This is a genomic window from Paenibacillus sp. Marseille-Q4541, assembly GCF_018310695.1.
GTDB lineage: Bacteria > Bacillota > Bacilli > Paenibacillales > Paenibacillaceae > Paenibacillus.
Genome location: NZ_JAGXCY010000003.1, coordinates 230359 through 256095, shown reverse-complemented (window position 1 = coordinate 256095; position 25737 = coordinate 230359). Strand labels below are relative to the sequence as shown.

Annotated in this window: 28 protein-coding genes and 1 pseudogene; 5 read left to right on the top strand and 24 right to left on the bottom strand. The window is 38.8% G+C overall.

The window, feature by feature from the left end:
- Positions 1 to 5: 5 nt before the first annotated feature.
- The 3 genes from KFT32_RS06045 to tnpA form a co-directional block, all read right to left on the bottom strand.
- Positions 6 to 224 carry a hypothetical protein gene (locus tag KFT32_RS06045; protein ID WP_211746224.1) on the bottom strand — a complete coding sequence of 73 codons (219 nt, stop codon included), beginning with the start codon at positions 222 to 224 and terminating at the stop codon, positions 6 to 8.
- Positions 221 to 781 (bottom strand): sugar O-acetyltransferase, encoded by a 561-nt coding sequence (locus KFT32_RS06040; protein WP_211746223.1) that lies wholly within the window; start codon positions 779 to 781, stop codon positions 221 to 223. The genes KFT32_RS06045 and KFT32_RS06040 overlap by 4 nt, the downstream gene beginning before the upstream one ends.
- Positions 782 to 976: 195 nt before the next feature.
- The gene (gene tnpA, locus KFT32_RS06035) at positions 977 to 1156 is read right to left on the bottom strand and encodes an IS66 family insertion sequence element accessory protein TnpA (RefSeq protein ID WP_211746222.1); all 180 of its coding nucleotides are present in this window, start codon (positions 1154 to 1156) and stop codon (positions 977 to 979) included.
- Between the two features lie 344 nt (positions 1157 to 1500).
- On the opposite strand from tnpA, the gene KFT32_RS06030 reads away from it, so the two are divergent.
- Entirely contained in the window at positions 1501 to 1638 is a 138-nt protein-coding gene (locus KFT32_RS06030; protein ID WP_211746221.1) for a hypothetical protein, read from the top strand.
- Positions 1639 to 1891: 253 nt separating this feature from the next.
- Here the strand turns inward: KFT32_RS06030 and KFT32_RS06025 are convergent, their stop codons facing one another.
- The 5 genes from KFT32_RS06025 to KFT32_RS06005 all read right to left on the bottom strand — a co-directional run bounded on the left by KFT32_RS06025 (position 1892) and on the right by KFT32_RS06005 (position 8731).
- Positions 1892 to 2884: a peptidylprolyl isomerase gene (locus KFT32_RS06025; protein ID WP_211746220.1), complete on the bottom strand. Its 993-nt coding sequence runs from the start codon at positions 2882 to 2884 to the stop codon at positions 1892 to 1894.
- A 118-nt stretch (positions 2885 to 3002) separates the two neighbouring features.
- The gene (locus KFT32_RS06020) at positions 3003 to 5009 is read right to left on the bottom strand and encodes a galactose-binding domain-containing protein (protein WP_211746219.1); all 2007 of its coding nucleotides are present in this window, start codon (positions 5007 to 5009) and stop codon (positions 3003 to 3005) included.
- Between the two features lie 128 nt (positions 5010 to 5137).
- A complete protein-coding gene (locus KFT32_RS06015; protein WP_211746218.1) occupies positions 5138 to 6763 on the bottom strand; it encodes an extracellular solute-binding protein in 1626 nt (541 codons plus the stop codon).
- 103 nt (positions 6764 to 6866) lie between these two features.
- Positions 6867 to 7763, bottom strand: coding sequence for a carbohydrate ABC transporter permease (locus KFT32_RS06010; protein WP_211746217.1), 897 nt, complete (start codon positions 7761 to 7763; stop codon positions 6867 to 6869).
- A 23-nt stretch (positions 7764 to 7786) separates the two neighbouring features.
- Positions 7787 to 8731: an ABC transporter permease gene (locus tag KFT32_RS06005; RefSeq protein WP_249435690.1), complete on the bottom strand. Its 945-nt coding sequence runs from the start codon at positions 8729 to 8731 to the stop codon at positions 7787 to 7789.
- A 363-nt stretch (positions 8732 to 9094) separates the two neighbouring features.
- Here KFT32_RS06005 and KFT32_RS06000 point away from each other — a divergent pair, with 363 nt between their 5' ends.
- Both KFT32_RS06000 and KFT32_RS05995 read left to right on the top strand, forming a co-directional pair.
- On the top strand, positions 9095 to 10552 hold the full coding sequence (locus KFT32_RS06000) for a helix-turn-helix domain-containing protein (RefSeq protein ID WP_211746216.1): 1458 nt from the start codon (positions 9095 to 9097) through the stop codon (positions 10550 to 10552).
- Entirely contained in the window at positions 10549 to 12321 is a 1773-nt protein-coding gene (locus KFT32_RS05995; RefSeq protein ID WP_211746215.1) for a cache domain-containing sensor histidine kinase, read from the top strand. Before KFT32_RS06000 ends, KFT32_RS05995 begins: the two co-directional genes overlap by 4 nt.
- Positions 12322 to 12570: 249 nt before the next feature.
- Here the strand turns inward: KFT32_RS05995 and KFT32_RS05990 are convergent, their stop codons facing one another.
- The 4 genes from KFT32_RS05990 to KFT32_RS05975 all read right to left on the bottom strand — a co-directional run bounded on the left by KFT32_RS05990 (position 12571) and on the right by KFT32_RS05975 (position 15170).
- Entirely contained in the window at positions 12571 to 12870 is a 300-nt protein-coding gene (locus tag KFT32_RS05990) for a hypothetical protein (protein ID WP_211746296.1), read from the bottom strand.
- A 147-nt stretch (positions 12871 to 13017) separates the two neighbouring features.
- Entirely contained in the window at positions 13018 to 13767 is a 750-nt protein-coding gene (locus KFT32_RS05985; protein ID WP_211746214.1) for a class I SAM-dependent methyltransferase, read from the bottom strand.
- Between the two features lie 382 nt (positions 13768 to 14149).
- Positions 14150 to 14308, bottom strand: coding sequence for a hypothetical protein (locus KFT32_RS05980; protein ID WP_211746213.1), 159 nt, complete (start codon positions 14306 to 14308; stop codon positions 14150 to 14152).
- 79 nt (positions 14309 to 14387) lie between these two features.
- Positions 14388 to 15170, bottom strand: a complete 783-nt coding sequence (locus KFT32_RS05975; RefSeq protein WP_211746212.1) for a helix-turn-helix domain-containing protein — start codon at positions 15168 to 15170, stop codon at positions 14388 to 14390.
- A 247-nt stretch (positions 15171 to 15417) separates the two neighbouring features.
- Here KFT32_RS05975 and KFT32_RS05970 point away from each other — a divergent pair, with 247 nt between their 5' ends.
- Positions 15418 to 16317 (top strand): phytanoyl-CoA dioxygenase family protein, encoded by a 900-nt coding sequence (locus KFT32_RS05970; protein WP_211746211.1) that lies wholly within the window; start codon positions 15418 to 15420, stop codon positions 16315 to 16317.
- A 203-nt stretch (positions 16318 to 16520) separates the two neighbouring features.
- Here the strand turns inward: KFT32_RS05970 and KFT32_RS05965 are convergent, their stop codons facing one another.
- The 10 genes and pseudogenes from KFT32_RS05965 to KFT32_RS05925 all read right to left on the bottom strand — a co-directional run bounded on the left by KFT32_RS05965 (position 16521) and on the right by KFT32_RS05925 (position 22995).
- Positions 16521 to 16823: a Dabb family protein gene (locus tag KFT32_RS05965; RefSeq protein WP_211746210.1), complete on the bottom strand. Its 303-nt coding sequence runs from the start codon at positions 16821 to 16823 to the stop codon at positions 16521 to 16523.
- Between the two features lie 56 nt (positions 16824 to 16879).
- Positions 16880 to 16984: pseudogene (locus tag KFT32_RS27165) on the bottom strand (GNAT family N-acetyltransferase); the annotation flags it as partial.
- Positions 16985 to 17331: 347 nt separating this feature from the next.
- Positions 17332 to 17874 carry a PadR family transcriptional regulator gene (locus KFT32_RS05960; RefSeq protein ID WP_211746209.1) on the bottom strand — a complete coding sequence of 181 codons (543 nt, stop codon included), beginning with the start codon at positions 17872 to 17874 and terminating at the stop codon, positions 17332 to 17334.
- A 145-nt stretch (positions 17875 to 18019) separates the two neighbouring features.
- Positions 18020 to 18844, bottom strand: a complete 825-nt coding sequence (locus KFT32_RS05955) for an urease accessory protein UreD (protein ID WP_211746208.1) — start codon at positions 18842 to 18844, stop codon at positions 18020 to 18022.
- A gap of 1 nt (position 18845) precedes the next feature.
- Positions 18846 to 19457 (bottom strand): urease accessory protein UreG, encoded by a 612-nt coding sequence (gene ureG, locus KFT32_RS05950; protein WP_211746207.1) that lies wholly within the window; start codon positions 19455 to 19457, stop codon positions 18846 to 18848.
- 30 nt (positions 19458 to 19487) lie between these two features.
- Positions 19488 to 20174 (bottom strand): urease accessory protein UreF, encoded by a 687-nt coding sequence (locus KFT32_RS05945; RefSeq protein ID WP_211746293.1) that lies wholly within the window; start codon positions 20172 to 20174, stop codon positions 19488 to 19490.
- Entirely contained in the window at positions 20167 to 20622 is a 456-nt protein-coding gene (ureE, locus tag KFT32_RS05940; protein WP_211746206.1) for an urease accessory protein UreE, read from the bottom strand. The genes KFT32_RS05945 and ureE overlap by 8 nt, the downstream gene beginning before the upstream one ends.
- 10 nt (positions 20623 to 20632) lie before the next feature.
- Positions 20633 to 22345 carry an urease subunit alpha gene (gene ureC, locus KFT32_RS05935; RefSeq protein WP_211746205.1) on the bottom strand — a complete coding sequence of 571 codons (1713 nt, stop codon included), beginning with the start codon at positions 22343 to 22345 and terminating at the stop codon, positions 20633 to 20635.
- On the bottom strand, positions 22345 to 22665 hold the full coding sequence (gene ureB, locus KFT32_RS05930; protein WP_211746204.1) for an urease subunit beta: 321 nt from the start codon (positions 22663 to 22665) through the stop codon (positions 22345 to 22347). Before ureB ends, ureC begins: the two co-directional genes overlap by 1 nt.
- 27 nt (positions 22666 to 22692) lie before the next feature.
- Positions 22693 to 22995, bottom strand: a complete 303-nt coding sequence (locus tag KFT32_RS05925) for an urease subunit gamma (protein ID WP_211746203.1) — start codon at positions 22993 to 22995, stop codon at positions 22693 to 22695.
- 271 nt (positions 22996 to 23266) lie between these two features.
- Between KFT32_RS05925 and KFT32_RS05920 the strand changes: the two genes are divergently transcribed.
- On the top strand, positions 23267 to 24208 hold the full coding sequence (locus tag KFT32_RS05920; protein ID WP_211746202.1) for an urea transporter: 942 nt from the start codon (positions 23267 to 23269) through the stop codon (positions 24206 to 24208).
- Between the two features lie 20 nt (positions 24209 to 24228).
- On the opposite strand, the gene KFT32_RS05915 is transcribed toward KFT32_RS05920, so the two are convergent.
- Positions 24229 to 24423, bottom strand: coding sequence for a hypothetical protein (locus tag KFT32_RS05915; protein ID WP_349304865.1), 195 nt, complete (start codon positions 24421 to 24423; stop codon positions 24229 to 24231).
- A 177-nt stretch (positions 24424 to 24600) separates the two neighbouring features.
- A complete protein-coding gene (locus KFT32_RS05910) occupies positions 24601 to 25584 on the bottom strand; it encodes a linear amide C-N hydrolase (RefSeq protein WP_211746200.1) in 984 nt (327 codons plus the stop codon).
- Between the last annotated feature and the right edge of the window lie 153 nt (positions 25585 to 25737).

Here is a 25737-nt window from a genome sequence, read left to right as displayed (position 1 = left end):
CGGAATCATTCTTGCATTTTGCGACGATATGCCTCTTCAAGGATTTCTTTCAATCCTTTAGTGCTGTTATCAATATATGTATTCCAAAATACCTTACCTTTTTCAGCAAGTTCTTCATTAGCATATCTTCCTTCTACAAACTTTCCAGAACAACCATCTTTTGTTAACTTATCCCATCCTAAGTAATCCGCATAAATCCTGAGCTTTAGTAAATATTGATTCATTCATCATTTAAGTTGCGGATTACTTTGCAGGGATTACCGACAGCCAAACTGTTTGACGGAATATCCTTTGTAACAACACTACCCGCGCCAATAACACTGTTCGCGCCGATCGTCACGCCCGGCAATACAATAACGCCAGCGCAAATCCAGACATTATCACCGATATTGACCGGATGTGTATATTCCAACCCTGCCAGCCGTTGTTCCACATTCATTGCATGTTCTTCCGTTATAATGCAAACATTGGGTGCTATAAATACATTGTTTCCAATCGTTATTTTCCCACTGTCCATAAGCTTGCAGTTGACATTAAGGAAGAAATTATCGCCCACAGTGGTATTATACCCGTAAGTGCAAAAAAGTGGTTGCTCTACAACGCAGTTATCTCCGGTCTTGCCCAGCAACTCGCGTATGGCGGCCTGCCTTGCGTCGCGATCAAGCGGGTGTATGTTGTTGTAATCGTGTAATTTTTTTATAGTAATATCGCGGTCTGCTACAAGCTCAGGATCTCCGGGTTGATATAACATGCCGGCATGTGATTTTTCTTTTTCCGTCATATAATTTACTCCTTCAATTTATGTAGATTTATTAACTTGCGTGTTGCAAAAAACATGTCGTCGTTAAAGAGTCCTTAATGCCGAGGGATGAGAATCTTCATCGAATGACTAGACGGTAAAAAGACATCTGTCCTTGAGAAATTGAAAGTTACCACAACCACAATTTCCAGTAAAATAAGATGTACCAACTTTATTTTATTGCTCTACCTGCCCATCGTCAAATTCATTTTGGCGCTCAAGCTGGAGTGTTCTAAGGCACAGTTGAATCACCAGTTTAAGTTCATTAGCAGCGCACCATGCTTTCATGCTAAGACCGCTGTTACGATACGCTGTTATTTGCTTTTGCCAATATTCGTTACGTTGCTGCTTGCTCATAAAAGAACCTCCGTTTAATGAGATGCCTCTATTCTGACAGACTCGTAAACGTAGGAACAGGTGGGTTGTATTTGACGCTCACCTTTAAATGCAGACTGACACTGGTGAGTAAAAGTGGGAAGTGGCTAATTCAAGCCGACCTTATTGATTACCCAGATTTTCTAGATCTGATTCCTTAATAATGATTCCACTTTATAGCCAATGGAAAATCTAAGTGAAATTTGATCTACATTTTGCCATGGAGGTTTGATATATTTGGCCCTGCAACTTCCTCTATCCAAAAGTTGACGTTCAAGTATACAATGGAGTGGAAACAAAATCCAGCTAGAAAGGAAGGATAAGAAATGACCAAAAAAATGCTAACTTTACTAGGTATCGCATTCGTCGCAGTCTCTTTATGGACAAACCCAGCTACATTAGTTGCGACTGGAGACTCGATCACTGTATTATCTGATCGTCAAACGGGTACCGTTAAGCCTTGATACATAAACTAGAGTAACCTTTTCTAGACTCATTGAGCACCCTCTTTTTAGCTATACTCGCTCCACCTGACTTCTTCCTCTTCCCCCATAAAAATAATTATGTCTGCACTACGTTCGCTTCGGATTTAGTCATCCTGTCTCTAAGTTAAATAAAGGCAGCCGACATGTCGGCTGCCTTCTTGTTTCTATTAAGCTATCGTGTCCCGTTAAACTTAGTAAGAGGTAGTTATAAATACTTTCTAAACAAACAACTTTATAGGACATTCGTTTCTTCATACACAATAGAGTTAACCTTCACCTGCGTCTGCTTAATCTTCTTTTTTAGCCAACTCGCATACTTCTCGTCTATCAACATACTTCGCACTTGATCCTTCACCTCCGAATAAGAAACATATCCATAATCCCTTCGCTCCACAATTTCTATAACCACGTTACCTTCCGGTACAGGTATAACTTCGCTAACTTCACCAGACTTTAATACATTTACCGCTTCCAAGATCTCTGGGAAATATTTGTTATCATCTCTTTTAGACTTGTCGTCAAATACTTGTTCGGTAACTTGTAGATCCTTATCCCATTTGTTCACTGCTTGTTTAAGCGATTTCAACTCAATTGCATTCTTTCGTATCTTTTCTGCCAGTTGAATAGAAGAATTCCCGCCAGATTGAAGAGGTACCAAGACTTTTTTCATCTTAATATACGGTGACTTCATAAACATTTGATCTTTTTTTCGGTCATAAAAAGTTTCCAATTCTTCTGTCGTTAGGGCTAGTTCACCTGAAACTAATTGTTCCTTCAATTTATTTGCTACATTACTTAGTAGATAAGAATAGAAATCTTGTTCTTCATACTGCGTAGGACCATATATGACTTCGTTACGTTTCACAGCTTCTTCCCTTCTATTATTTTCATCCGTTAAGCGATGGAGGAAGGTGGTATACGATGCTCCTTGCTCATCAAGTATGCCATACTTTATCGCTTCCATCTGCTGTACTTTGTTACGAACACATGCATCTAGTGCTTTACGACGCAATATTTCAATTGGTTTTTCTCCCCCATATAACGTGTTCCAGAAACGATTGTCATATTCCGCCCCATAAGTTGTTTGAAAATAGCTGATCACACCAATTCGTTCAGCCAATAACGCAGCTTCAAATTCTCGGGACTCAATGGGTACACCATTGACCCAAGCTACCGTCTGTGACGTCTCTATTTTTTGGGGGTACTGAGAGTTTCCAAACCCCATTACACCCGCTAAGAAAATGATAACTAATACCAGTAGGCTAAGCTGAACAGAATAATGATACTTTTTCCAATACAGAAGAAATCCCTCCCTCCTTCATGCACGTATTCCTCAGCTTTCTTTATGGTGTACTTATCCCATAAACTTCTGCTTCAACAATTTGGTTCCAAATATTCACATTGCTTCCCCCCGACCAAAACCTAACGTATCTGGCTCGAATGGGACTAAAAGCTATTTCCTTTCCTGACGCTGTTTCAGTATATTCAGCATCTGCACCGGTTCCCTGTCCAGCACTGTTATCACTATCGTTATTAAATTTGGTTATCACTCCATTGGAGAAATCGGGTACCTCAGCGAACTGAATAATAACATCTTTGAACTTTCTTCCATCAAAATAGTGCCAGAGTTTAACACGGCTAATATCATAACTTTTTCCTAGATCAAGTTGCATCCACTGGACCCCTGAATCCATACCCGAAAATAGCTCTTTATTACTCGATATGCCATCGGTAGCACGGCTTGGGTTCTCAATAAAACTACTAGATGCAGGTATAATTCCTAAAGCTACATTACTTGGTGCTGCAGCCACGGGCAATTGATGTTCATAAGCTCCACGGTCTGGCGTTTTGAAATAGAGCGGATTACCCCAGAAATCTTTTCCTCCATTATTCGTTACTGCAATACCGCTATTAATCGCTGGAGATGTACTCTGTAACTTATAACCGTCAAGAGTAGCTCTACCTACTAAACCTGAACCTGGATTAATAAATTGTGGATTGGTGGTTTGTTTGTTGGGATCGTTTGGTGTCGTTGCGAAGTTTCCATAATAAACATTAGAGTCATACGTATAATTAGCACCCCAATTATTTGTAGAATTTGTACCTGAATTATAGAAAATATTGTTCTTGAATGTAGCAGTACCACTATTCGTATTAAATACTCTTGCATTAATTCCATTCCCTATATAAAAAATATTGTTATAAATGTTTGCGTTTATTGGATTTGTAGCTGTCAGGATAAAGTTTCTATCATTCTGACTAATGTTATATCTAAATACCGCATCACGTGAGTATTCTGTGCCATAACTGATAAATAGCATACTGCCACCCTCATTATCATGGCTATAATTGTATTGAAAGGTTGTTCGGTTGGTTCTAGCATCGGCATCCCAAGCCATTCCGTCATTTGTTGTCTTACCGTTGAATGCTTCATTGTATTGGAACAATGCATCATCCGCCGAATAAGCCCACATGCCCGCATTATAGCTTATATTATTGTTGCGCGAACCAAAACCGTCAATTGTGTTGTACTCAATAATGGGGGATTGAACACCTTGAATGACAATCCCATCCCCACCAATATTACTCAGATAATTGTTTCTTACTACCACGTTGGTACTTCCCGTCCAAGGTCCAGCACCTCCTGTCTCTCCTTCCCGATTCGACCATGAAGTCCAGGTCAGTGTAATGCCTTCACGATCAAGGTCTTTAATCGTACAATTCTCAATTAGAATATCGTTGAACTTGGTTATCGTGGTACTGCCTTCTATAGAAAAAAATATTCCGCCTGTATCTTTAGCTGTATTATTGTTCGTGTGAGGGATATTAGGCCATACATCATGAATGACGAGATTTTTAAAATATATATGATTTAACGTTCCGCTATCTTTTGCATGTACATACACTCCACGCCTTGTTAATTTATTGTTATAATTGGCCGATATATCTAAATTCTGAATCTCCCAGTATTGCTGGTTATCTAAATGAAGAGTTTGATTCGTCGTCTGACTGCCTATGAATGCAGGCTTACTCCCCGTGCCGTACATATCAATTACAATTGGGCTTCCACTTGTACCAGAACCTTTAGGCCACAACTCCCCTGACCATACGCCATTGGCTCGAAATAAAAGGCGATCTCCTGGCTGAAACTCGGTATTATTTACCGGGGTTAAAGTTTTCCAAGGTGAGGTTTCAGTTAGCCCATTATTTGAATCATCTCCGTTTATTGAATCGACATAGTAATTCTTTGAACTCACATTAAGTTCACTTGCCCAAATTGGACTTGATAATACAAAGAACGAAACAATGATCACACCAATCGTTATTTTCCTAACCCATTCTTGAATCATCACAAACCTCCTTTAAAAATAATAAAAGTACCCCAGCATATTTCTAGTGTTTGAGTATATTGACTCATCACTTTGCTGAAGTACTTTCACCTGATGATATTTATATTTACAACTCGTCAGGACAGATTTTATTCAATTCCTTCTTCTTTAGCCTTCGCATTCACTTCTTCGATCATCTGATCAAGACCTTTTGCTTTATAACCATTTACAATGTCAGTCCACATCTTATCAACCGGCTCTGTAGAAAGCATAATTTTAAGCAAATCATCATGATCGAAGATAGTGAATTTATCTTTAGTCGGTGTTGACATATAGGTGAGACGAATATCATAATCTGGTGTATTTGTATTTTCAAGACTCCAATTGATGAAATCAACTGCTTCCTGACGGATTTTTTCATTTCCGATTGTAGGATTGTCCATGTTATACGCATCAGATGTATCTAGAGAGGCAAGCCCAGCAAATATACCTTTTGCAGGATATTTTTCAAGCAGCGTCTTGTCTCCTATAGAAACTTTTTTGCCGTTTTCAACCTTATAATCAACATCTTTAATTCCGTATGTCAGTAGATCTTTACCTTCAGGAGACAGGATGTAATCATACATTCTCAAAATACGATCCATTTTCTTATCATTCACATTTGCACTAATATAGCTTTCAGACCAATACGTTTTGAACATGGAATGATATCGATTTCCATCAGGACCTATAAGTGGTTTTAACACTTTGACACTTTCAGTGAAATCTTTATCCGGATAAGCTGTTTTCCATCGTTTCTCATAAATATTTGAATCCATGCCTAAGAAACCACCACCGGCAAGTAGTGCTGCGGATTTACCCGAAACAAATTTGTCATAGGCCGCATCAGGCTTCTGAAGTGCAATATCCTTATCAATTAAATTGTTCTCATACATTTTTCTCATATTTTCAATTGCTGGCAATGCATTTTTGGAAAATACAGCGGGTATAAACTTCCCATCTTCTTTAATCCATTTGAAATCACTACCACTTCCATCACTAGTAGCCACCGGATTACCGTATAACCAGAAGAAACCTCCAATAAACTTCGGCGTTGAAGCCGTTAGCCCAGATATCTTTTTTTGCTCTGGATCTTTATCAATAATTGCCTTTAGCATCGCATTGAACTCTTCATACGTATCTGGTTCTTTCGTAATCCCTGCTTCCTTTGCTAAGTCCCATCTGTACATGACCGTTCGATCGAGTACGCTCCACTTGATATCAGGAAACATTCGGCGTGGAATATTATAAAATTTTCCCTCTTCATTTAATCCAGCAATATCTGGTGCCTCAAAATACTTAGCTAAGTTCGGATACGCGCTCATATCCTCAGGTAAAGCTTTTACAACATTTTGTGTTACCCATTTTTTATAATACTGCGTTCCGATCGCATCTGTTTGAAATATATCGGGCAATTGTCCTGATGCGGACCATAATTGATATTTCTGTGCATAGTCATCCCATGACACATTAACGGGTTTAATAGAAATATTAAATTTCTTTAATAAATCCTGATAGATTTTATCCTCACCTGCCTTCTGTAAGAGCGTATCAATATCCCAAGTTGCAAGTGAAATTTCGATATGCTCCTTAAATGGATCATCTGAACTCTGTAATGCTGTGCTTCCGTTTTCTTTCTGCTCTGTGGCTGTATTTCCACTTGTACATCCTACAATTAAAGATAACATTAGAGTTAAACTAAATAGCATTTTGACTGAATTCCGAAACTTAATCATCTACACATCCCCTTTATTGAATTGTGCAATCTATCTTAAATCGATGGACCTTTGGCATAACAAAAGATCAATCAAATCCAAGAAATACGAAGAGGTCTAACTTCTAGCCTTTTATCGATCCGACAAGCAACCCTTTTGCAAAGTGTTTTTGCAAAAATGGGTATACCATAATAATAGGTATACATGTAACGACGATTGTTGCCATTTGAAGGCTAGGTGTATATACCTTGGATGATCCACTTTGTTCAGCTAGTAACATTGCTACACCATTCAACTGAGAGCTTGCTGTGATCAGTACCTGCCGTAAATAGATTTGCAGAGGAGCAAGTGAAGAATCGTTAATGAATAACATGGCATACCACCATTCATTCCATCTTTCCACTGCATAAAACAGACCAAAGGTCGCCATAAAAGGAGCTGAAATTGGCAATATGATTTTGAGAAGAATATAGAGATCGTTTGCACCATCAAGCTTGGCGGATTCTTCAAGACTCTCTGGAACCGTGCTGAAATAGTTTTTCATAATAATTAAATAGAATGTATTCATCGCAGCAGGAACGATCATCACAAATATATTATTGATGAGTCCGAGATCTTTAATGATCAGATAGAACGGGATCAGTCCCCCATTAAAAAACATGGTGAATAGGATCATGCTAAGAATGAAATTTCGACCGGGCATTGTTTTTTTTGATAACGCATAGGCTCCCGTAACACTCAGAAACATACTAAATGCCACGCCTACTACTGTTACAAATATAGAAACTAGGAAGGAACGCCAGAAACTCATATCCGCAAATAGTACTTTATAAGGGGTAATATCAAATGATGTAGGGATGATATACAAATCACTCTTACTAATACTGTCAAACGTCGCAAATGAAATAATAAGCACATTATAGAATGGATAGATCGTTATAAGAGCTAATAGACTAAAGATGATATACATTATAATATCAAAAAGACTCATTCTTCGTCTCTTGATCACGTTGCTTTGCATAGATGTCTCCTCCTCCTATTCATTTAATACAATCCTTGTTCTCCCGAACGTTTCACAATGGTATTTGCTAAGTAAAGTAAAATAAGATTGATAACAGACTTCAATAGTCCAAGAGCTGTCATATAGCCGAAGTCTGCACCCGTAGTAAAGGTGGTTCGATAGATATAGGTATCGATGGTATCTGCCACAGAATATACAGGAGCCGTGTATAAGTTAAATATTTGTTCAAAACCCGAACCTTGACCAAGGGAATTCCCTACTGCGAGAATAAGCATAATAGCTACGGTACTCTTAATTCCTGGCCAAGCGACATAGATTATTCGTTTCATGCGGCTCGCACCATCCATCTCAGCAGCCTCGTATAATTCAGGGTTCACCCCTGCAAGGGCAGCCATATATATGATCGAATCCCAACCAATCTCTTTCCATATATGTGTTATGTATAATAAAGGTCTAAATGAATCTACATCCGTCAACGGTGAAGTCGCTTCTACTCCGAATAAAGATAAAATTTGAGTATACACCCCATCCGTACTGACAATATTCATAATCACTCCCGCTAATACGACCCACGAGATAAAATGCGGGAATGTGAGTACGGTTTGAAAAAATTTGCGTGCACGATTACGTGAAAATTCATTCAAGACCATGGCTAGAATAACAGGAAGCGGAAAATGAATAATTAACTTGGTAAAGCTAATAATCAACGTGTTTTTGAACACATTCCGAAATTCCACATCACTTGCAAGTGTTTTAAAATGCTCAAAGCCAATCCATGGACTCCCCCAGATCCCTGCACTATAATCAAATGTTTTAAAGGCAAGAATTACACCATACATCGGTCCATAACTGAACAGGATATACCAGATTACAACAGGAAGTACCATGAGGTAGAAGTACTTATGCTGTACTATGGCTTTGCCTAGACTTCTCTTATTCTCACGAACTTGAAGTGATTTTGTCATCATCAATCGCCACCTTTTTTACGTCTCTTGGAGTACAGATCTATATCTACTACAGCCATATGCTATTTCCATACTTCTTGACAGAATTATATCAACGGATTGTAAACGTTTGTATGGAGAGAACTTGCTAGCTCTATGGTTATTTTTCATTATCTTGAGCTACTCCATGTGATGTGATCTAACATATCTGCTCTTTCTAAGTTTTATCCATAGGAATCGTAATATGATCTATACCGGAAACGTTTTGGGTGAATTAACATAAAAACACATTGATTTACCTTATAAATAAAATATAGTATTATTCTTCTATAAATTTTAATGCGCTTTCATAGATTTCTAACTGATATATTGTTGTATGGAAGGGGAATGAAGTTGCATAGTGTTATTATTATTGATGACGAACGGTGGATTATTGAAGGAATTAAGGCAGGTGTGGATTGGGGTGCATATGGATTTGAGGTGATTGGAGAAGCGACCAATGGCATCGATGGACTTGCTTTAATTGAGAAGTTACAACCCAATGTCGTCTTCACCGATATACGTATGCCTGGATTTAATGGACTCGAAGTCATCCAAAAGGCTAAACATCTCAGCCCGGAGAGTAAGTTTATCGTTTTAAGTGGACATGCTGAGTTTGCTTATGCGAAAAAAGCACTCGATTATGGTACTTTTGGCTATTGTCTGAAGCCATTTGATCTATACGAAATTCATCATTTGCTATCTAAATTGATGATAGAATTATCCCCTGAACCTAAACCCACCCTCCTAACCGTTTCTTCTGCCGACCTTTATGAGCGTATTTGCTCTGGAAACATATCAGAGATTCGTAAAATTATGACTCAATATGGATTAGGAACAGATGAGAATCTCATTGTAACACCTGCAGTTTCTGTTGGTACATCTATCCTACATCTTGTGGATACAGATGTACCTTGTATTGAGTTTCAGATGGGTCTTCACCGTTATGGTTACTTACTGAATACTAAGGACATGAATCAATTCCAGCAGGATATTTCAATAAGGGTAGAATCAAGTAACTTCAATATTGGACTGGGCTTTTCCATTACTGATCTTTCCGAGCTTCATAAATCTATTGAGGCAGCAACGCTTGCAGCTTATCGTATATTCATTACGGAAATTCCGGGTGTATTTAGTCATAGGGCTCAAACTTCCTCTCGGATCGATGAGATTCTAAAATCCATATCGGATAGCTTCAACCGCAGGGATCACGTGATGTTTGCTACATCGATAGAGCTCAGTAGAACTCGATTCTTTGAAGGGGAATTCAGTATTAAAGAAGCATATATGATCTACCACTTAGTGATGTGTTTATTTTTCCAAGAAGAGAACTCACGCCCTTCATTTATATTTGAAGGTTATGATCAACTGCTTAGACAATTCACAACAAGCAACGCCATGCTGGATTATTTACTGGTTCATGCGGGAGAATATTTTTCCGAAGAGTTATATAAGCGTATACCCACAGTAAATCACAAAAGAGTTCAAGAAATTCTCTCCTATATTCATCTTAATTTCACCCAAGACATCTCCATCCATAGCTTGTCCGAACGGTTTTCCCTCAGTCCTAACTACTTATGTCATTTATTCAAGAAGGAAGTTGGAGACAGTTTCTCTGAGTATATTTCTCGTCAACGAATTCAGTATGCATGCAAATTATTAATTGAGACCAACCAACATATTAATCAAATCAGTGAGCAAGTCGGTTTTAAAGATTATTTCTATTTCTCTAAACTATTTAAAAGGTTTAATGCAATGACTCCTACACAGTATCGAGATCAGCACATGGAGAATTCACCATCATGAATTTTCTCAAAAAACTATCCATACGTTTGCAGGTACAATTGATTGGCTTATTTCTTGTTACGATCCTCCCCATTATTATCTTTATTGTGTACAATCAAATGAGTACGATCGTGATTAAACAAAACACACAGTATAACAACGAAATTGCCTCATTACTGAGAGAAAGAGTATCCTCGAAATATTCAGACATCACGAATCTAATGGCCTATGTAGGTTATGACAATACGATCCAAGATTTTTTAGTTGAAGACGATAATTATAAAACCTATCAGTTGTCCAAAAAAATGAATAACCTGATGAGCATCATTAAAAATTCAAATAGCGATATTTTAAATATCATTGTAGTAAATAGAAATAATAAATACAGCTATCTAAAAGGAGATATTGGATATATTGAAGGGCTTAAAGGCAGACTTGGAGACGGAGGAAATGTTAACTATGTTGGCTTTCACAAGGGAACGTCACTCTATCCGAATGATGCCTTACTCTTTGGTATGAACATATTTAATATCGGAGATACCACTACTTTTGGTGAAAAAATAGGTTATATGATCATCGCGCTTGATGTAAGAGCCATCAACAAAGAGCTTCTTCGATATCCTCTCCTTGCCGACACAGGTGTTTATCTAATGGATCATCATGATATAGTCTATTCTAACTCTGCGCCAACAGCAGAGATGACGACCTTGCTGAAGGGAAATCTTGATTCTATTTCAGATGTTGGACAAGTTGAACCTGCAGAAGTTCTGATGGATGGACATAAGTATCTAATTCATGCGCATCAACTCCCAGAAATTCAAGGTAAAATCGTTACTGCCGTTCCTGTAAGTGCCTTAATGAAAGACGTGAATAAATTAAAAAAAGCCGGGATTTTTCTCTTCATTATTGCGCTTCTTCTGGTATCGGTTCCTTATTCCATGATGATGATGAATATCCTCAAACCACTCGGAAAACTTATTCATTTTATGAGGCAACCTAAGAGTGGGAACATCGATATTCTCCAGTCCAAAATCAATCTGGAAGGTTATGCAGAAATTGAAGTCATCTCGCAAGAATTCAATATGATGCTAGAACGAATTCATGATCTTACCTATGAGTTAGTCAATACGAATACCCATCTTTATGAGGTTGAACTCGATAAACAACGAGCTATGATGGCTCATCTTCAAAGCCAAGTAAATCCTCACTTCTTATACAACACGCTCGATTCCATCCGGGGTATGGCCCTTGTTGTGAAAAATCATGAAATATATGAGATGACATCATCACTAAGTACCCTGTTACGTTACAATATTAAAGGTGCCGATGAAGTTACGTTAGAAGAAGAACTATATATCGTCAACTCTTATATTAAAATATTACAAATTCGATTTTCCGAACGCTTCACCTATGAAATCGAATGTACACAAGAATTGAAAAATCTAAAAATTCCGAAAATGATTTTACAGCCTATTGTTGAGAACGCAATACATCATGGCATTGAACTTTTGATCGAAGGAGGCCAACTTCGTATTCAAGTGGCTAGAAATAACGAGGGATATGTAGAAATCATCATCTCAGATAACGGTGTAGGCATGGATACGGATAAGCTCCGTGAATTACACGAAAGACTAGAATCCAATGAAGGGAATAATGAACATATCGGAGTCTACAACGTCCACAATCGAATTAAATTAAGTTATGGACATCCATTTGGACTTTCAATAAATAGTACGCTAGGACTAGGAACATCCGTTATCATTACCATACCTGATGGAAAACTAAACTAAATAAATATCGGTTAGGATATATATTTCCCGTATGTTCTTGCAACAACACCAAACAGGCTTGAGACACTGTATACTTAACAGTGTCTCAAGCCTGTTATATTATCACAACTCGACGTTTTTATCTCGGTATTGATTTAATTGACACATCTAACTCTTCTTTAGATGTCTCATTGTATAGTTGCTTTTCACCAAGTGAACTGCCCGTTACCTTAATCAGGATACCGAAGCACCTGCTCATCTACTTAATGATTAATTATTCTGTCTTGCTTTAACCATTCTCGGTATTCGTTTCTCGTAAATGGATAATACTTGTGAAATCAATTTTTCGTTTGGGATCTCGTTATCTTTCAAAATCGCATATATAAGGTTCAAGAAAGTCTTCGCTTCATTTTCTGTTAAACCTCTAATTAATTCCATGCTGCTATCATTCGAGAAATTTTCGAGCTTCTCTTTCTCTTCAGGATTGATTTTGTACACATTCACTGATATAACTTCGGTTGTTTCTAACACCGTCTCTGTTTTTTCATGAGACTTTTTCTCTTCGTCCATGTTCCTCCATTCCTCTCTCCATCAACTTGGTTAACTGTGTGCAATTTTTACTAGTTGGTTTGAATTCGTCGCACAAATGTACCAGGTACATGCAAGCAACACACATACATGTTTGAAGCTAATGCTACCTGTTAATTTCATAACCTATTATTTCCTTGCCACAATCATGAAACGTTCCGTATTGGTCTTGATTCCCTTCTCCGTTTGATTGGATTCAATGAACTTTTGAAGTATTTCGAAATCAAGATCTGTTTGCCCGAAGTTAGGAATAACAGGAGTGTATTTCAAAAAAAAGACCAAATCCTCGTAAGTTTGAAAGTACTGCGTTGCATCATATTCATAAGCCTGAATATCAGTAAAACCTGTTTCAGCTAACTCTCTAAGGTATTTATCTTTTAAGCTCCCTTTCTCAGTACCATAACTCTGTCCTCTTTGAAAAGCTTGTTTAATGTTGAACTTATCATTTTCGCTGACTTGTTGAGTTAAGAAAATACCATCACTTGCTAACACTTTAGTGACTTCATTTGCAGAAAACTCACTGTGTCGACAGGATACCACATTAAAAAAGTGATGGGGAAACGTAATATTTTCAGCTTCCATTTGTAAGAATCGAATATTGGTTTGGTTTGATTCACCCAAGTTTTTAATAGCGGTTTGTATCATTGCTTCTGAATGATCAATCCCTACAAGAAGTAAGGCAGCATCGGCAATAGATAATAAAGCTTCGCCACCACCCGTACCAATATCGAGTAATAAATCGGACTTCCTGCAACGTTCAACAACCTCTTGATAAAAAATCCACGCTTCACCTTCGGAAATAGTCTTTAGTTTGCTAAAGTCCCAGCCGTTCACTTTTCCAACTTTGTCGTAGAAATCCTTATACTCAGACCTGTTCATATTCTTCCACCTTTAAAATGAGATAATAAAAAGCCAAGGAGTACGGGACTGTACATGAATAGGAGCAACTGAAGAATTCATCAGTTCCTTCATTCAAGCAGACCGAGTGTCCTTGGCTTACATTGTATAAATATCAGCCCGACACCATTCAAAGTTCTTAGTTCACAAGACCAAAAGGGCATAAAATCCCCTTGGTAGCTGGTACGCGTTTTTCTCCAGCCCGAAAACTAATTACTTCGAACGATACGGAATGACATCCATTTCACCTCATTAAGAATGATAGTTTAATTTTAATTTTTATGATATGTACCTGACATGTAAGATTGTATTTATCATTACTCCGATATCTATATTAAGGTAATAAAGGAAATAATAAAAGGTATTATATTGTTGTAACTATTTCGTACCGCGATCCGTCCACGTGTTCCTCAGGAGTGATACCACCTAAGTATCTTCTAACCTTTTCATCGGTGTAGATTTTTTTCACTTCCTCAAAATCTTCACTAGTTAATTTCTCAGGACAACATCTTAAGGTTTCCAAAAACCTTCCCCCTTCTAAACAACAATGCTACTACCTCTTAAAAGCCTTATCCGGCAGTTCTATCATCTGCATTTTCTCTTTAGAGATGAAATAAGCGCTGCCTGTTTCTCCATTCCGAGGGAGCACAGCCCTCCAACTTTTTGAACCAGAGCGAGAAAGAATGTAGCTGGGAAAAGCCGATCTGATCGGCAATTGTCTGAAGATCTTTATCAGAACTGCTAAGCAGCCACTTGGCCTCTGTAAGCCTGCATTGTTGTTGATACTGTTTTGGAGTCATCCCGTACATTTTATGGAACTGCTTTCGAAAACCTTCCTCGGAACGTCCGGACATCTTCGCGAGTGTATAAATTTGAATAGGTTCTTGGATATGTTGACGGATGTAATCACCGATATATGAAACAGACAATGCCTGTTGATCGTAATGTGAATGTTCGTTCAGGAATAATAACAATACCTCAATCCAGACTAAGTAATTTCTCATCGGTTCCTTCAACCGTGAGGTCCGAATTCTTAACCACTCGCGAAACAAGCGTTCATAATGTTCTGAATCAATTCGAGACAGGACTATGATCCGAGGCTGACTGTCTTCAACTAGACGATCAAACAGTTCGCGTACATGCGAAGGGATATCATCAGCTAATATAACACCGAATCGGATCGGTGCTAAGGCATGGAAAGAATGAGGAACGTTTGGTGGAATCAAGACTACCTGTCCTGCTTCAACAGCTACTTCTTCATCATTTGTACGGAATAGGCCTTTGCCTTCCATAATGATCGTAATTTCTAATTCAGGATGGACCCATAAATTTTCGTCTTCCCAATGTTCGTTATGAGCGCCAATAAAACTTCTGATTTCACTCAAATCCGTTGCCTCCTCCTAGGGATATCCTAAAAGATATAGTGAATTCAACTATAACTTCCATAAATTCCAAGATCAAGCCATAAAAATGGTCATTTATATCTAAATTTTTTTTGGATCGTATGACAGGTTTTGTGTAAATGATGTTCGGTTTTGACTAAATACTTCTCGAATCAAATGCACTATGCTGACAATGCATCCACTATAAAAGCGGCATTCGACCGAAAGGAATCGAAAGGAGAAGATTAGAATGAAAGTAACTATAGGACAAAGAGAATTAGAGATGGGAAGCAAGTATCTAACTGAATTAAGAAGCAGCAATGATATTTTGGAGGATACAGAGGCATTGAAGAATCGTTTAAATGAAGATGGATATTTGCTGATTCGGGGTTTTCATGACCGGGAACGGGTAATGTCAGCAAGAATGGATTTTTTGCTGAAACTGCAGTCTATGGGAAGGATTCATCCGGATGCCCCACTTGAAGAAGGACGTATTTCCGACGAAGGGAACAAAGGTGGAATGTGGGGTGGGAGCGCAGAAGAACTGCAGACCGATTTCCCTCACTTTTTGGAAGTCGTAAACCATCCATCTGTCATGAGCTTTTTTGATCGACTCCTTGATGGTAAATCTATGACATATGACTTTAAATGGCCCCGCGCCATTGCACAAGGAGGAAATACCGGGGCTCATTATGATGTTGTATACATGGGAAGAGGAACAAAGAACGTATATACAATGTGGACCCCTTTTGGCGATACCCCACTAGAAATGGGGACTTTGGCTATGTGTCTCGGATCTCAGCATTACGACAAGATAAAACAAACGTACGGGGAAATGGACGTTGATCGTGACAATATCGCTACAGGGTGGTTCTCTGAAGATCCGGTTGAAATCGTTGATAAGTATGGTGGACAATGGGCAACAACTTCCTTCGAGGCCGGGGACGCAATTATTTTTGGAATGTATATGATGCATACCTCACTCAATAATGAAACGAATCGGTTCAGAATCAGTTCAGACACACGCTACCAGCTCGCTTCCGAGCCTGCTGATGAGCGGTGGGTTGGCCGTAAGCCTAAAGGACATTATGCCTGGGGTCAGACTCCGCAAAAAACAGTTGCAGATGCTCGCAAGGAATGGGGCGTATAGTAATCCAATCATGACAATCATGCCGCATAGGTAAGAAGGTTCTTGTATGATTGAGAACCTGAGATCAAATAGGATATGAGTTCTTGTGCCTGAGCTCGGGGCGAGAACTTATATCCCAATAACAAAAAAGGCCGCCAGACTGGCGACATCTTAAGCTTACATACTTTTCACTTCAGGCAATCGTAAAAAAGAAGTATGGTGAATTAGACCTTTGGGTAATCAACTACAATTACATTTTCCAGTAAACCGTCTACTGATTTAACAAATTCTTGATGGACAGGGTGTGGTCCATATAAACGCAAGGAAGCGAGACTATCGAACGTAACCCTTAATCCTAGCGTATAGCCATGTATATTTTCCGTTTCTTCAGTTACGTTGATACCTGCACTTATATCAAGTATTCCTGGGATACGCCCCTTAAACCCCTGCAATTGACTTAGCAGTTCCTCTTGTTTGGCAGGTGTGACATTAGTAATGAACTTGAAAATAACGAGATGTTCGTACATAGATAATTACTCCTTTGTATTTTCATTTGCTATGGTGTAATCTTATCGGTCCCTGTTCAGAGTGAAAGTTTCATCTTTAGACCTTCATGAAACGCTTTAAAACCTAAACGTTCATAAAAATGTAACGATTCTCCTCGCTCTGTATCCTTCGTATGCTGAATATTTTCGCTAAATTATACAATCATTTTATCTTACGTATCTTTCCTACTCAACCCTTGTCTTTAGTTTAATATAGACTTTGAATTTGAGCTTTTATAATATGAAAATTTGTTTAGAGACTCCCCTGGTTGATACAGGATGTTGGAATAGATACGTTAGAGTTAATCATGCTGAATTATGTGATAGATAAGTATTAGTTTTACTACTATGAATTTTTCATATGTTGAAATAATATAGTATATGATTGTATTTTCGCACCTAATTTTCCCAAACTAAAAACACCCTTCATCAATAATAAAGGGTGTTCAAGTTATTTATTATTTAGCTGGTTTATGGGTTTATACACTACCTACTCACAACGAAAACTTGGAGTCTCAAATAAATCTAATACCCAATTGCACCACGAAATTTCTTCTTTGTCCAGTAAATTACCTCTACAAAGTAGCACATACCGCCCAAAATGCTTTGATGTAGTCGTTAAATGGTCTTTGTCTACTTCCTCTATCTTTATTTCTCGTGAAGCAATTTTTACTTCTAATTTGGAAATTCGATCTTCTATCAATTTTCTTGCATGTTCCTCATCCGTCAACCACATGGAATATACTTTAATCAGAAACTCATCTCGCTTGATCTGTTCATTGGGAGATTCGTTAATCCATGATTTCAGAATTTGCATGCCCTTATCTGTGATAGAATATATTTTTTTATCTGGCTTTCCTGTTTGTTTGATAAGCTCAAATTCCAAAATTCCATTCTGCTCCATTTTGTTTAAGAGAGGATAAATCTGACTATGTTTAGCCGGCCATAATACATCCAAATATGAAGCTAATTGATATCCTGAACATGGCCTTCTGCTTAAAACACTAAGAATCGCATAACCTAGAGTATTCATCCTATTTTCATTCCTTATCTTAATTTAAGTAGGCAGTTAGTTAAACAACCTGACCAATTTACTAAGTGTAGCTTTAATCTATAGATAATGTAACCTATTTTCATTAAAAAACCCAGCAATCATCATGATTACTGGGTTTTAAACACTAATATTTCCTTAGAAAAGATGGAGGTTTATTAAAAAACTCTTGATTTATGATATGGTGACATTTCGTTTGAATCTTTTCAATCGTTTGTGTTGAATGAGCTAAGATCCTAATGATTAACCCTGACACAGGTAGTAATGATAATCCGATCTTAAATTCCTTTGTTTCTTCATGAACCGCGTGATACAGCCTGTCAAGAAGATCACTATTTACTTGATCTCCAACCACAATCATGGAACCTAAGTGGGTAAATCCCTCCATAAAACCAAGAGAATCTATGGTTTGAGACGAAGGATTCAATTTAAAATGATCAAATACTACCAATTCATCATCTATATAAATTTCACTGATTAATTGAAGAAGATCATAACTAAACTGCGCCCCATCTGGAGACCATCCCGAAGTAACAATATCCGAATAAAGAAAGGTAGCGCCTTTCTCCATTCGTATCACTGTTTTTTGAATATATCGTGCATCCTGATAACCGATAAGTGGGTCTGTAATATACTCTAAATAACTGCCCTTCTTAAGCGTTATTTCTGTTTCCTGATAGGCAGGCTTATTCGGAGTTTTATAAATTTTTGTTGCCGATTGTGTAGTTAAAGTGAGCCGGGACTGTTCCCTTAATGAAATTTTCATTTGATAACGGTCGCCGTCTAGATAACCCCCGCCTGGATTTAGAATGTAATAACAGACTTGTCCAGAATCATCATGATAAATAGGGCGCATCACTTTAAACGCACCTTGAAAATAAACATTTTTTGCGACAGTTTTTCCGTTTCTTTCTTCCGCTTCTAGTCGCAGAATCCCTGTCCAGTCCTCCATGCTATTCCAAACCCTTTAAGAGTGCATTTTCTTTCAGCCAGTCAATTACTTGATCAAGGCCTTTATTATCTTTTAAATTGGTGAATACGAATGGTTTATTTCCACGAAATTGCTTCGTATCCGACTCCATGATTTCAAGACTCGCTCCAACATAAGGGGCCAAATCTGTTTTATTAATAATGAATAAATCAGATTTAATCATCCCTTGTCCGCCCTTACGAGGTATTTTTTCACCTTGTGCTACATCGATAATGTAGATCGAGAAATCGACCAGTTCAGGGCTGAATGTAGCTGCAAGATTATCTCCACCGCTCTCAACAAAAATAAGTTCAACATCCGGATGTCTCTCTTTCAATTCATCGATGGCTGCAAAATTCATTGAAGCATCTTCACGGATTGCAGTATGAGGACATCCTCCGGTTTCGACACCGATAATCCGATCTACAGGCAGTACTCCATTCTCCATTAGAAACTTAGCATCTTCTTTGGTATAAATATCATTCGTTACTACCGCCATGCTGATATCATTCTCTAAATACCGCGTTAATTTTTCAACTAGCATGGTTTTGCCTGCTCCCACAGGTCCCCCAACACCGATTTTGATTGGTTCCATTATCATACACTTCTTTCTTTAGTTAATAAGTTAAGACATAAAAATACGAATATTCACACGTTCATGTTGCATTTGTGAGATCTCAAGTCCCGGTGAAATGACGCCGAACTCATCTTTATCCAGACTCAGGATCTTTTCCGTTGCCTCCATTAGCGGACCTTGAAAATGTTGAATGATCTTCTGACCCGTGGTCTGACCTAATGGAATGGCACGTACTGCATTTTGAACAATGCTGGAAATAACCGAATACAAATAATATAAAATCGTAGTTGATTGCGAAACACCTAGATGGTGCCCAATCATCGTAAAAACGATTGCCGGATGTCCAAAAGATTTCTTCGTATTCATCCGCTGCTGATATAGTGAGAAAACAGGTACTTCGTACAATGACCCAACGAGACTTAACATTCGAACACCCATTTTTTGAGTGCCTTCTCTTGTTTCACGAGGCAAGTTTTGAACAGTCAACATTCGGTCCATCTTCCACACCGCCTCGAAGTTTTCATCCTGTAAGGCATCGTATACGAGTCGCGAAGCAAGTCCATCGGAATGGACGAGCTGTTCATGTAAGAATACATGTAGCCATTTGGAAAGTGTATCTTGATCATGGACTTGGTCTTCTTGTATATAACTCTCAAGTCCATAGGAATGACTAAAAGCTCCTGTTGGAAAGTTCGAATCACACAGTTGGAATAAGGAAAGCGTGTTTTTATCCATGACTGTGGCCAATATGACGGAATGCTTTTTTTACTTTCCTCTCTTCTCGTTTAAAAGGGATCTCCAATTGTTTCAGTAGTTCTTCAACAAGATAATCATATTGAACTAGCATCTCCTCATCTTCAAATTGAGCCGGGAGGTGACGATTTCCTAGTTGATGAGCAATTGTCCCCATTTCCTTCAAGCTGCGCGGACTAATGACAATTAAATCATCAGAGAGAACATCGATCATAATGATGTTTTTATCATCCATGAATAGAATATCTCCTGCGATAAGGTCACGCTGATCTTTTAAGCGAATACCGATTTCATTACCGTGATCTGTTTTTACCCGTTGGATTCGTTTTACTAAATCAGCACTTTCCAGATAAACCTTTTCAATATGACGTTTCGAAATCTCTTCTTTATCCAAGCTTTCAATATTCGTTACGATTTGTTCAATAATCATTATTTTCACCTCAAAATAAGAAATAGCGTTGCCCCATCGGTACTTTATCGACGGGTTCACATGTAATTAATTCTCCGTTTACTCTTACCTCGTACGTTTGTGGATCGACCGTAATCTCCGGTGTTTCGAAATTCAGCTTCATATCTCTTTTCGTTAATTTTCTGATGCCATGTACGGGAAGAATGATTTTCTCCAAACCTAGTTGTTCATGGACTTTAAGATCAAAGGCAGATTGTGAAATAAAAGTTGCTGAGGTTTTGGAAAGTGCCTTTCCATATTGAGCATACATTGGACGATAAATGACGGGCTGTGGTGTTGGAATCGATGCATTGGCATCCCCCATTAAACTTTGAACAACCATGCCATTTTTAAGAATCATTTCAGGTTTCACACCAAAAAAAGCGGGCGACCATAAAACCAGATCAGCCATTTTCCCTACTTCAATGGAACCTACATACTCAGATATTCCATGAGTAATGGCTGGATTGATCGTATATTTAGCAACATAGCGCTTGGCACGATGATTATCCGACATCTCGTTGTCACCTTGCATCGTTCCCCGTTGCATTTTCATTTTGTCTGCCGTTTGCCATGTTCGCAGAATAACTTCACCAACTCGTCCCATGGCTTGTGCATCAGAGCTAACCATACTAAATACACCCATGTCTTGTAGGATATCTTCAGCAGCAATGGTTTCGCGTCTAATCCGTGAATCTGCGAAAGCAAGATCCTCAGGGATCGATGGATTCAAATGATGGCAAACCATTAACATGTCTAAATGTTCATCAATCGTATTGATCGTATACGGTAAAGTCGGATTTGTAGATGACGGAAGAACATTCATATAGCTAGCAGATTTGATTAAGTCTGGTGCGTGCCCACCACCGGCACCTTCGGTATGATACATATGGATGACACGGTCTTTAATTGCAGCCATTGTATTTTCCATGAAACCACCTTCATTCAAGGTGTCCGCATGAACCGCTACTTGCACATCGTATTTATCTGCTACCGTTAACGCATGATCAAGTGCCGATGCTGTAGCTCCCCAGTCCTCATGGACCTTCAGTCCAATTGCACCAGCTCGCACTTGTTCTGCAAGCGGTTCTTCAGCTGCAGCTTGTCCTTTTCCGGTAAAACCTACGTTAATAGGCATCCCTTCCGCAGCTTCCAGCATACGATGGATATTCCATTCTCCAGGGGTCACGGTTGTCGCTTTGGATCCTGCAGCAGGACCTGTACCTCCACCTATTAGAGTTGTTAGCCCAGAAGATAACGCTGTTTCGATTTGAGCAGGGTTAATAAAGTGGACATGAGTATCAATTCCGCCAGCCGTGACAATCATCCCTTCACCCGCAATAATCTCCGTAGAAGCTCCGATAATAATGTCCACGTTATCCATTACTAGTGGATTACCAGCATTTCCGATTCCTGAAATCTTCCCGTCTCGAATCCCAATATCTGCTTTATAAATCCCCGTGTAATCCAAAATTATCGCATTCGTAATAACTACATCCGGGACTCCTTCTCCCCGGGTAACTAGCGGATGCTGACCCATTCCATCGCGAATGACTTTCCCGCCGCCAAAAACGACTTCATCCCCATACGATGTATAATCTTTCTCTATCTGAATGATTAGATCGGTATCAGCAAGACGTATCGAATCACCTGTCGTTGGTCCATACATTTGAGAATATTGAGTTCTAGGCATTTTAAAGCTCATTATTTGCACCCACCTTCCACTGAACCATCCGTTTTATTGTTAAATCCGTATACACGGCGTTCTCCAGCATAAGAGACCACTTCTACTTCTTTTTCATCCCCAGGTTCAAAACGGACAGCAGCACCCGCCGGGATGTTCAAATGTTTCCCAAATCCTTCTTCACGATTGAATATAAGAGCTTCATTGACTTCAAAAAAGTGAAAGTGCGAGCCTACCTGTACCGGACGGTCGCCCGTGTTTTTTACTCTGATTTTCGAAGCGAGTCTTCCAACATTACAAGTAATATCTTCTTTTCTCAAAAAAATTTGACCAGGTATCATATGAATATCCCCCTATCGTTTCGCCGCTTACCTAATTGGATTATGTACCGTTACCAGTTTTGTCCCATCAGGAAAAGTGGCTTCAACTTGAATATCATGAATCATCTCTGGAATACCTTCCATCACATCTTCACGAGTCAAAATCGTTGCACCATATTCCATCAATTCAGCAACTGTTCTTCCATCTCGCGCACCTTCTAACACTTCATAAGTTATATAAGCGGTCGCTTCAGGATGGTTTAGTTTGAGTCCTCTCTCCTTCCTTCTTTTGGCAAGGTCAGCAGCAACAACAATCAAAAGTTTGTCAATCTCGCGTGGTAATAGTTGCATAATTTATACCTCCTTAATTTCATTAATTAAATTTGTTAATCACCAAAATTCATTAGATTTTTACCGTATATATGTGAATAGCAATGTATCCTCGTAATATACAGATTTGCAAACTTAAAGATCTTTTTATATCATAATTTATATATAAAACAAATTGCATATAACTATTTATATATATTATTCTCAAAAATGTTCTGGGTCAAATTTCTAATTTTTTTGTCGAAAATAGTGATTGTAACATCATTTTCACATTAGAAAAAAGGAGATTACAATGCAACGAGACGAACAAAATGCAAAGTCTAAGGGAGAGCTGCTCCCCATACTCTCCACGACTCTGAAGGGAATCTCTCAAGTAATATTTATTGAAAATGCGGTTACTGGGCTCATTATCTTAATAGCAATAACGATTTCCTCCGTTTCGGTAGGTGTTATTGCCTTATTATCTTCACTCCTAGCTACACTCATCGGAAAATTTGGAAGAACTCAGAAATCTATCGTTGATCAAGGACTTCTTGGATATAACTCCGTATTAGCAGGAATCGCCTTATCCTTAAACTTAGAGGGATCTATGCGATGGATCATTGCTTTAGCAGGGGCAGTGGTTGTCGTTTTTTTTACAGCGGGTATGATGCATTGGATGCAAAATCTCAAAATACCTGTACTGACGTTTCCATACATCATATTGACTTGGTTTTTATTGCTTGCTACCTATCAATTAGGAGCATTCCGGTTAAGTCCAGAACTCGTCCCCCAAGATCTTGTCCACATGGATCTGCATCCTGAAGGTACAATCGATTGGGTGAGTGGTCTGATTAATGGAATTGGACAAGTATTTTTCCAAGATCAATTTTTATCTGGCATTTTGGTTATAATTGGAGTTTTTTGGGCGAGTTGGAGAATGGGCTTTTATACCATCATTGGCTCAGCTGTTGCGCTATTAACGGCTTATGGACTCGGAGCAGAAGTTACGTTGCTTAATTTAGGACTTTACGGATTTAATGCCGTATTAACTATTCTGGCAGTAGGTCATGTTTTTGATAGTAAGAGCCGTTTAGCACCATGGACTGGAATCATTGCTGCCGTTATTTGCGTACCTATTACGGCAAGTATCACCACTTGGCTCCTGCCTTATGGTCTACCTACACTCACTATGCCATTTGTTCTTAGTACGTGGCTTTTTCTTGCCGCAAGGAAATTCATGCCCCGTATATAGAAAGCTGTATGATTACATATTCAAACGTTTTTATGATAAAAAGAAACAGCCAACCAGTGAACCCTATTACTGGTTGGCTGCTTCTTTTTCTTTTTTAGATGAAGTTCAGACACGATTTCTTCTTCAATCTCTATAAATTTTTCGATACCATCATGATCTATAATATCTTGTAACAACCTTCCATCACGTTGTTCTATAACAATATCCGTATCCACGAAATCCATTCCGAGTGCTTTTGCAAGCAAGACGCCTAAAGTGCTTTACCTGCTCCAGACATACCGATAAGAACGATGTTCATGTTTCTCCTCCCTTTTGTAAGGCCATTTCATTAATTCGAGCTAAGAGACCGGTTCATTTCAATGAAGCGACCGATTTTGTGCAGGAAGCTTCATCTATTGGAAGGTAGCGGGAAAAGCCGCTAGGAAAGAGATCATATCCTCGGTAATAGTCCAACCGAATACAGCAGTCAACGCAGGGTCACGAAAGAAAGATTCAATTACAATACGATTTAAGTTCGTACTATAAGGGATTGGGATTAGACCGTCCCCAGTGGATTTCTGTAAATCAATGGCTATTTGAGCATCGTTAACAAAATCAAATTCGAGAAGACTGATCTTTTTACGGTCGGATAGACGATTAGATGTAAAATGAATCTCTAAATGATCTATGTCATAAACTATACTGAACGCAGTATCCTGTCTCTGAATCGACTGAAGAATATCGAAGACGAACCCTGCACTTGCTACTGGTTTCCTCAAAGATTTTACTGCTTGTTTGAACCGATCCATGGAGTTCAGTTCGTAGTCTCCTAATGTATCATGACCTTGTATCTCTGAATCTTCTAAATTTCGGATTGACTCAAGATATGGCATGTTAGCCATGACATGTATCGGCAGCGATTCCCCAGTATAGATAGAAAGTGCACCATCTAAAAACTCAAAAATCGCGCATTCTCCTACACGGTCGCAGATCATGTAATGAAGCCGAGATAGGGGATTTACGATCCGGAGACGCTCAGCTGTATGTATCACCTCTTGTACAGTTGAGCAAGTATCCAGCATGAGCTGCATCCACTGTAACTCACCTATGGCCGGGAGTTCCTGCTGTTCAGGATAACTCGATTGCCAGAGTGTTGTCTGCTCCACAACTAGGCCGACTTCATTCATTCCTCCGTTTGGCATTTCTTTACCAACCTGCGATATTGTCACGCTGCCGTACTTTGAAATCCACTTCATTGGACGGTCCGGCGGCATGATCATTGCAGTTTTGGCCACGCCTCTTCGATTTGTGAAAAAGTATGCTCCATCGTATGGAACATCCTGGTTTTTGCCAAGCAGCCTTACACCATAATGATTTAAGTATATAGATGTGCTCATGACTTCACCTCAAATCCTTCAGTTTTGTAAATAATTCATCGACCCTTCCTACATTTAATGCATCCAGAACCATATCAAATATGTCCGCAACTCGTTCGGCTCTTTGTTCCAAAACAGCAGCCATCCTTGTTAGACGAATGCGTCCAAAAGCAG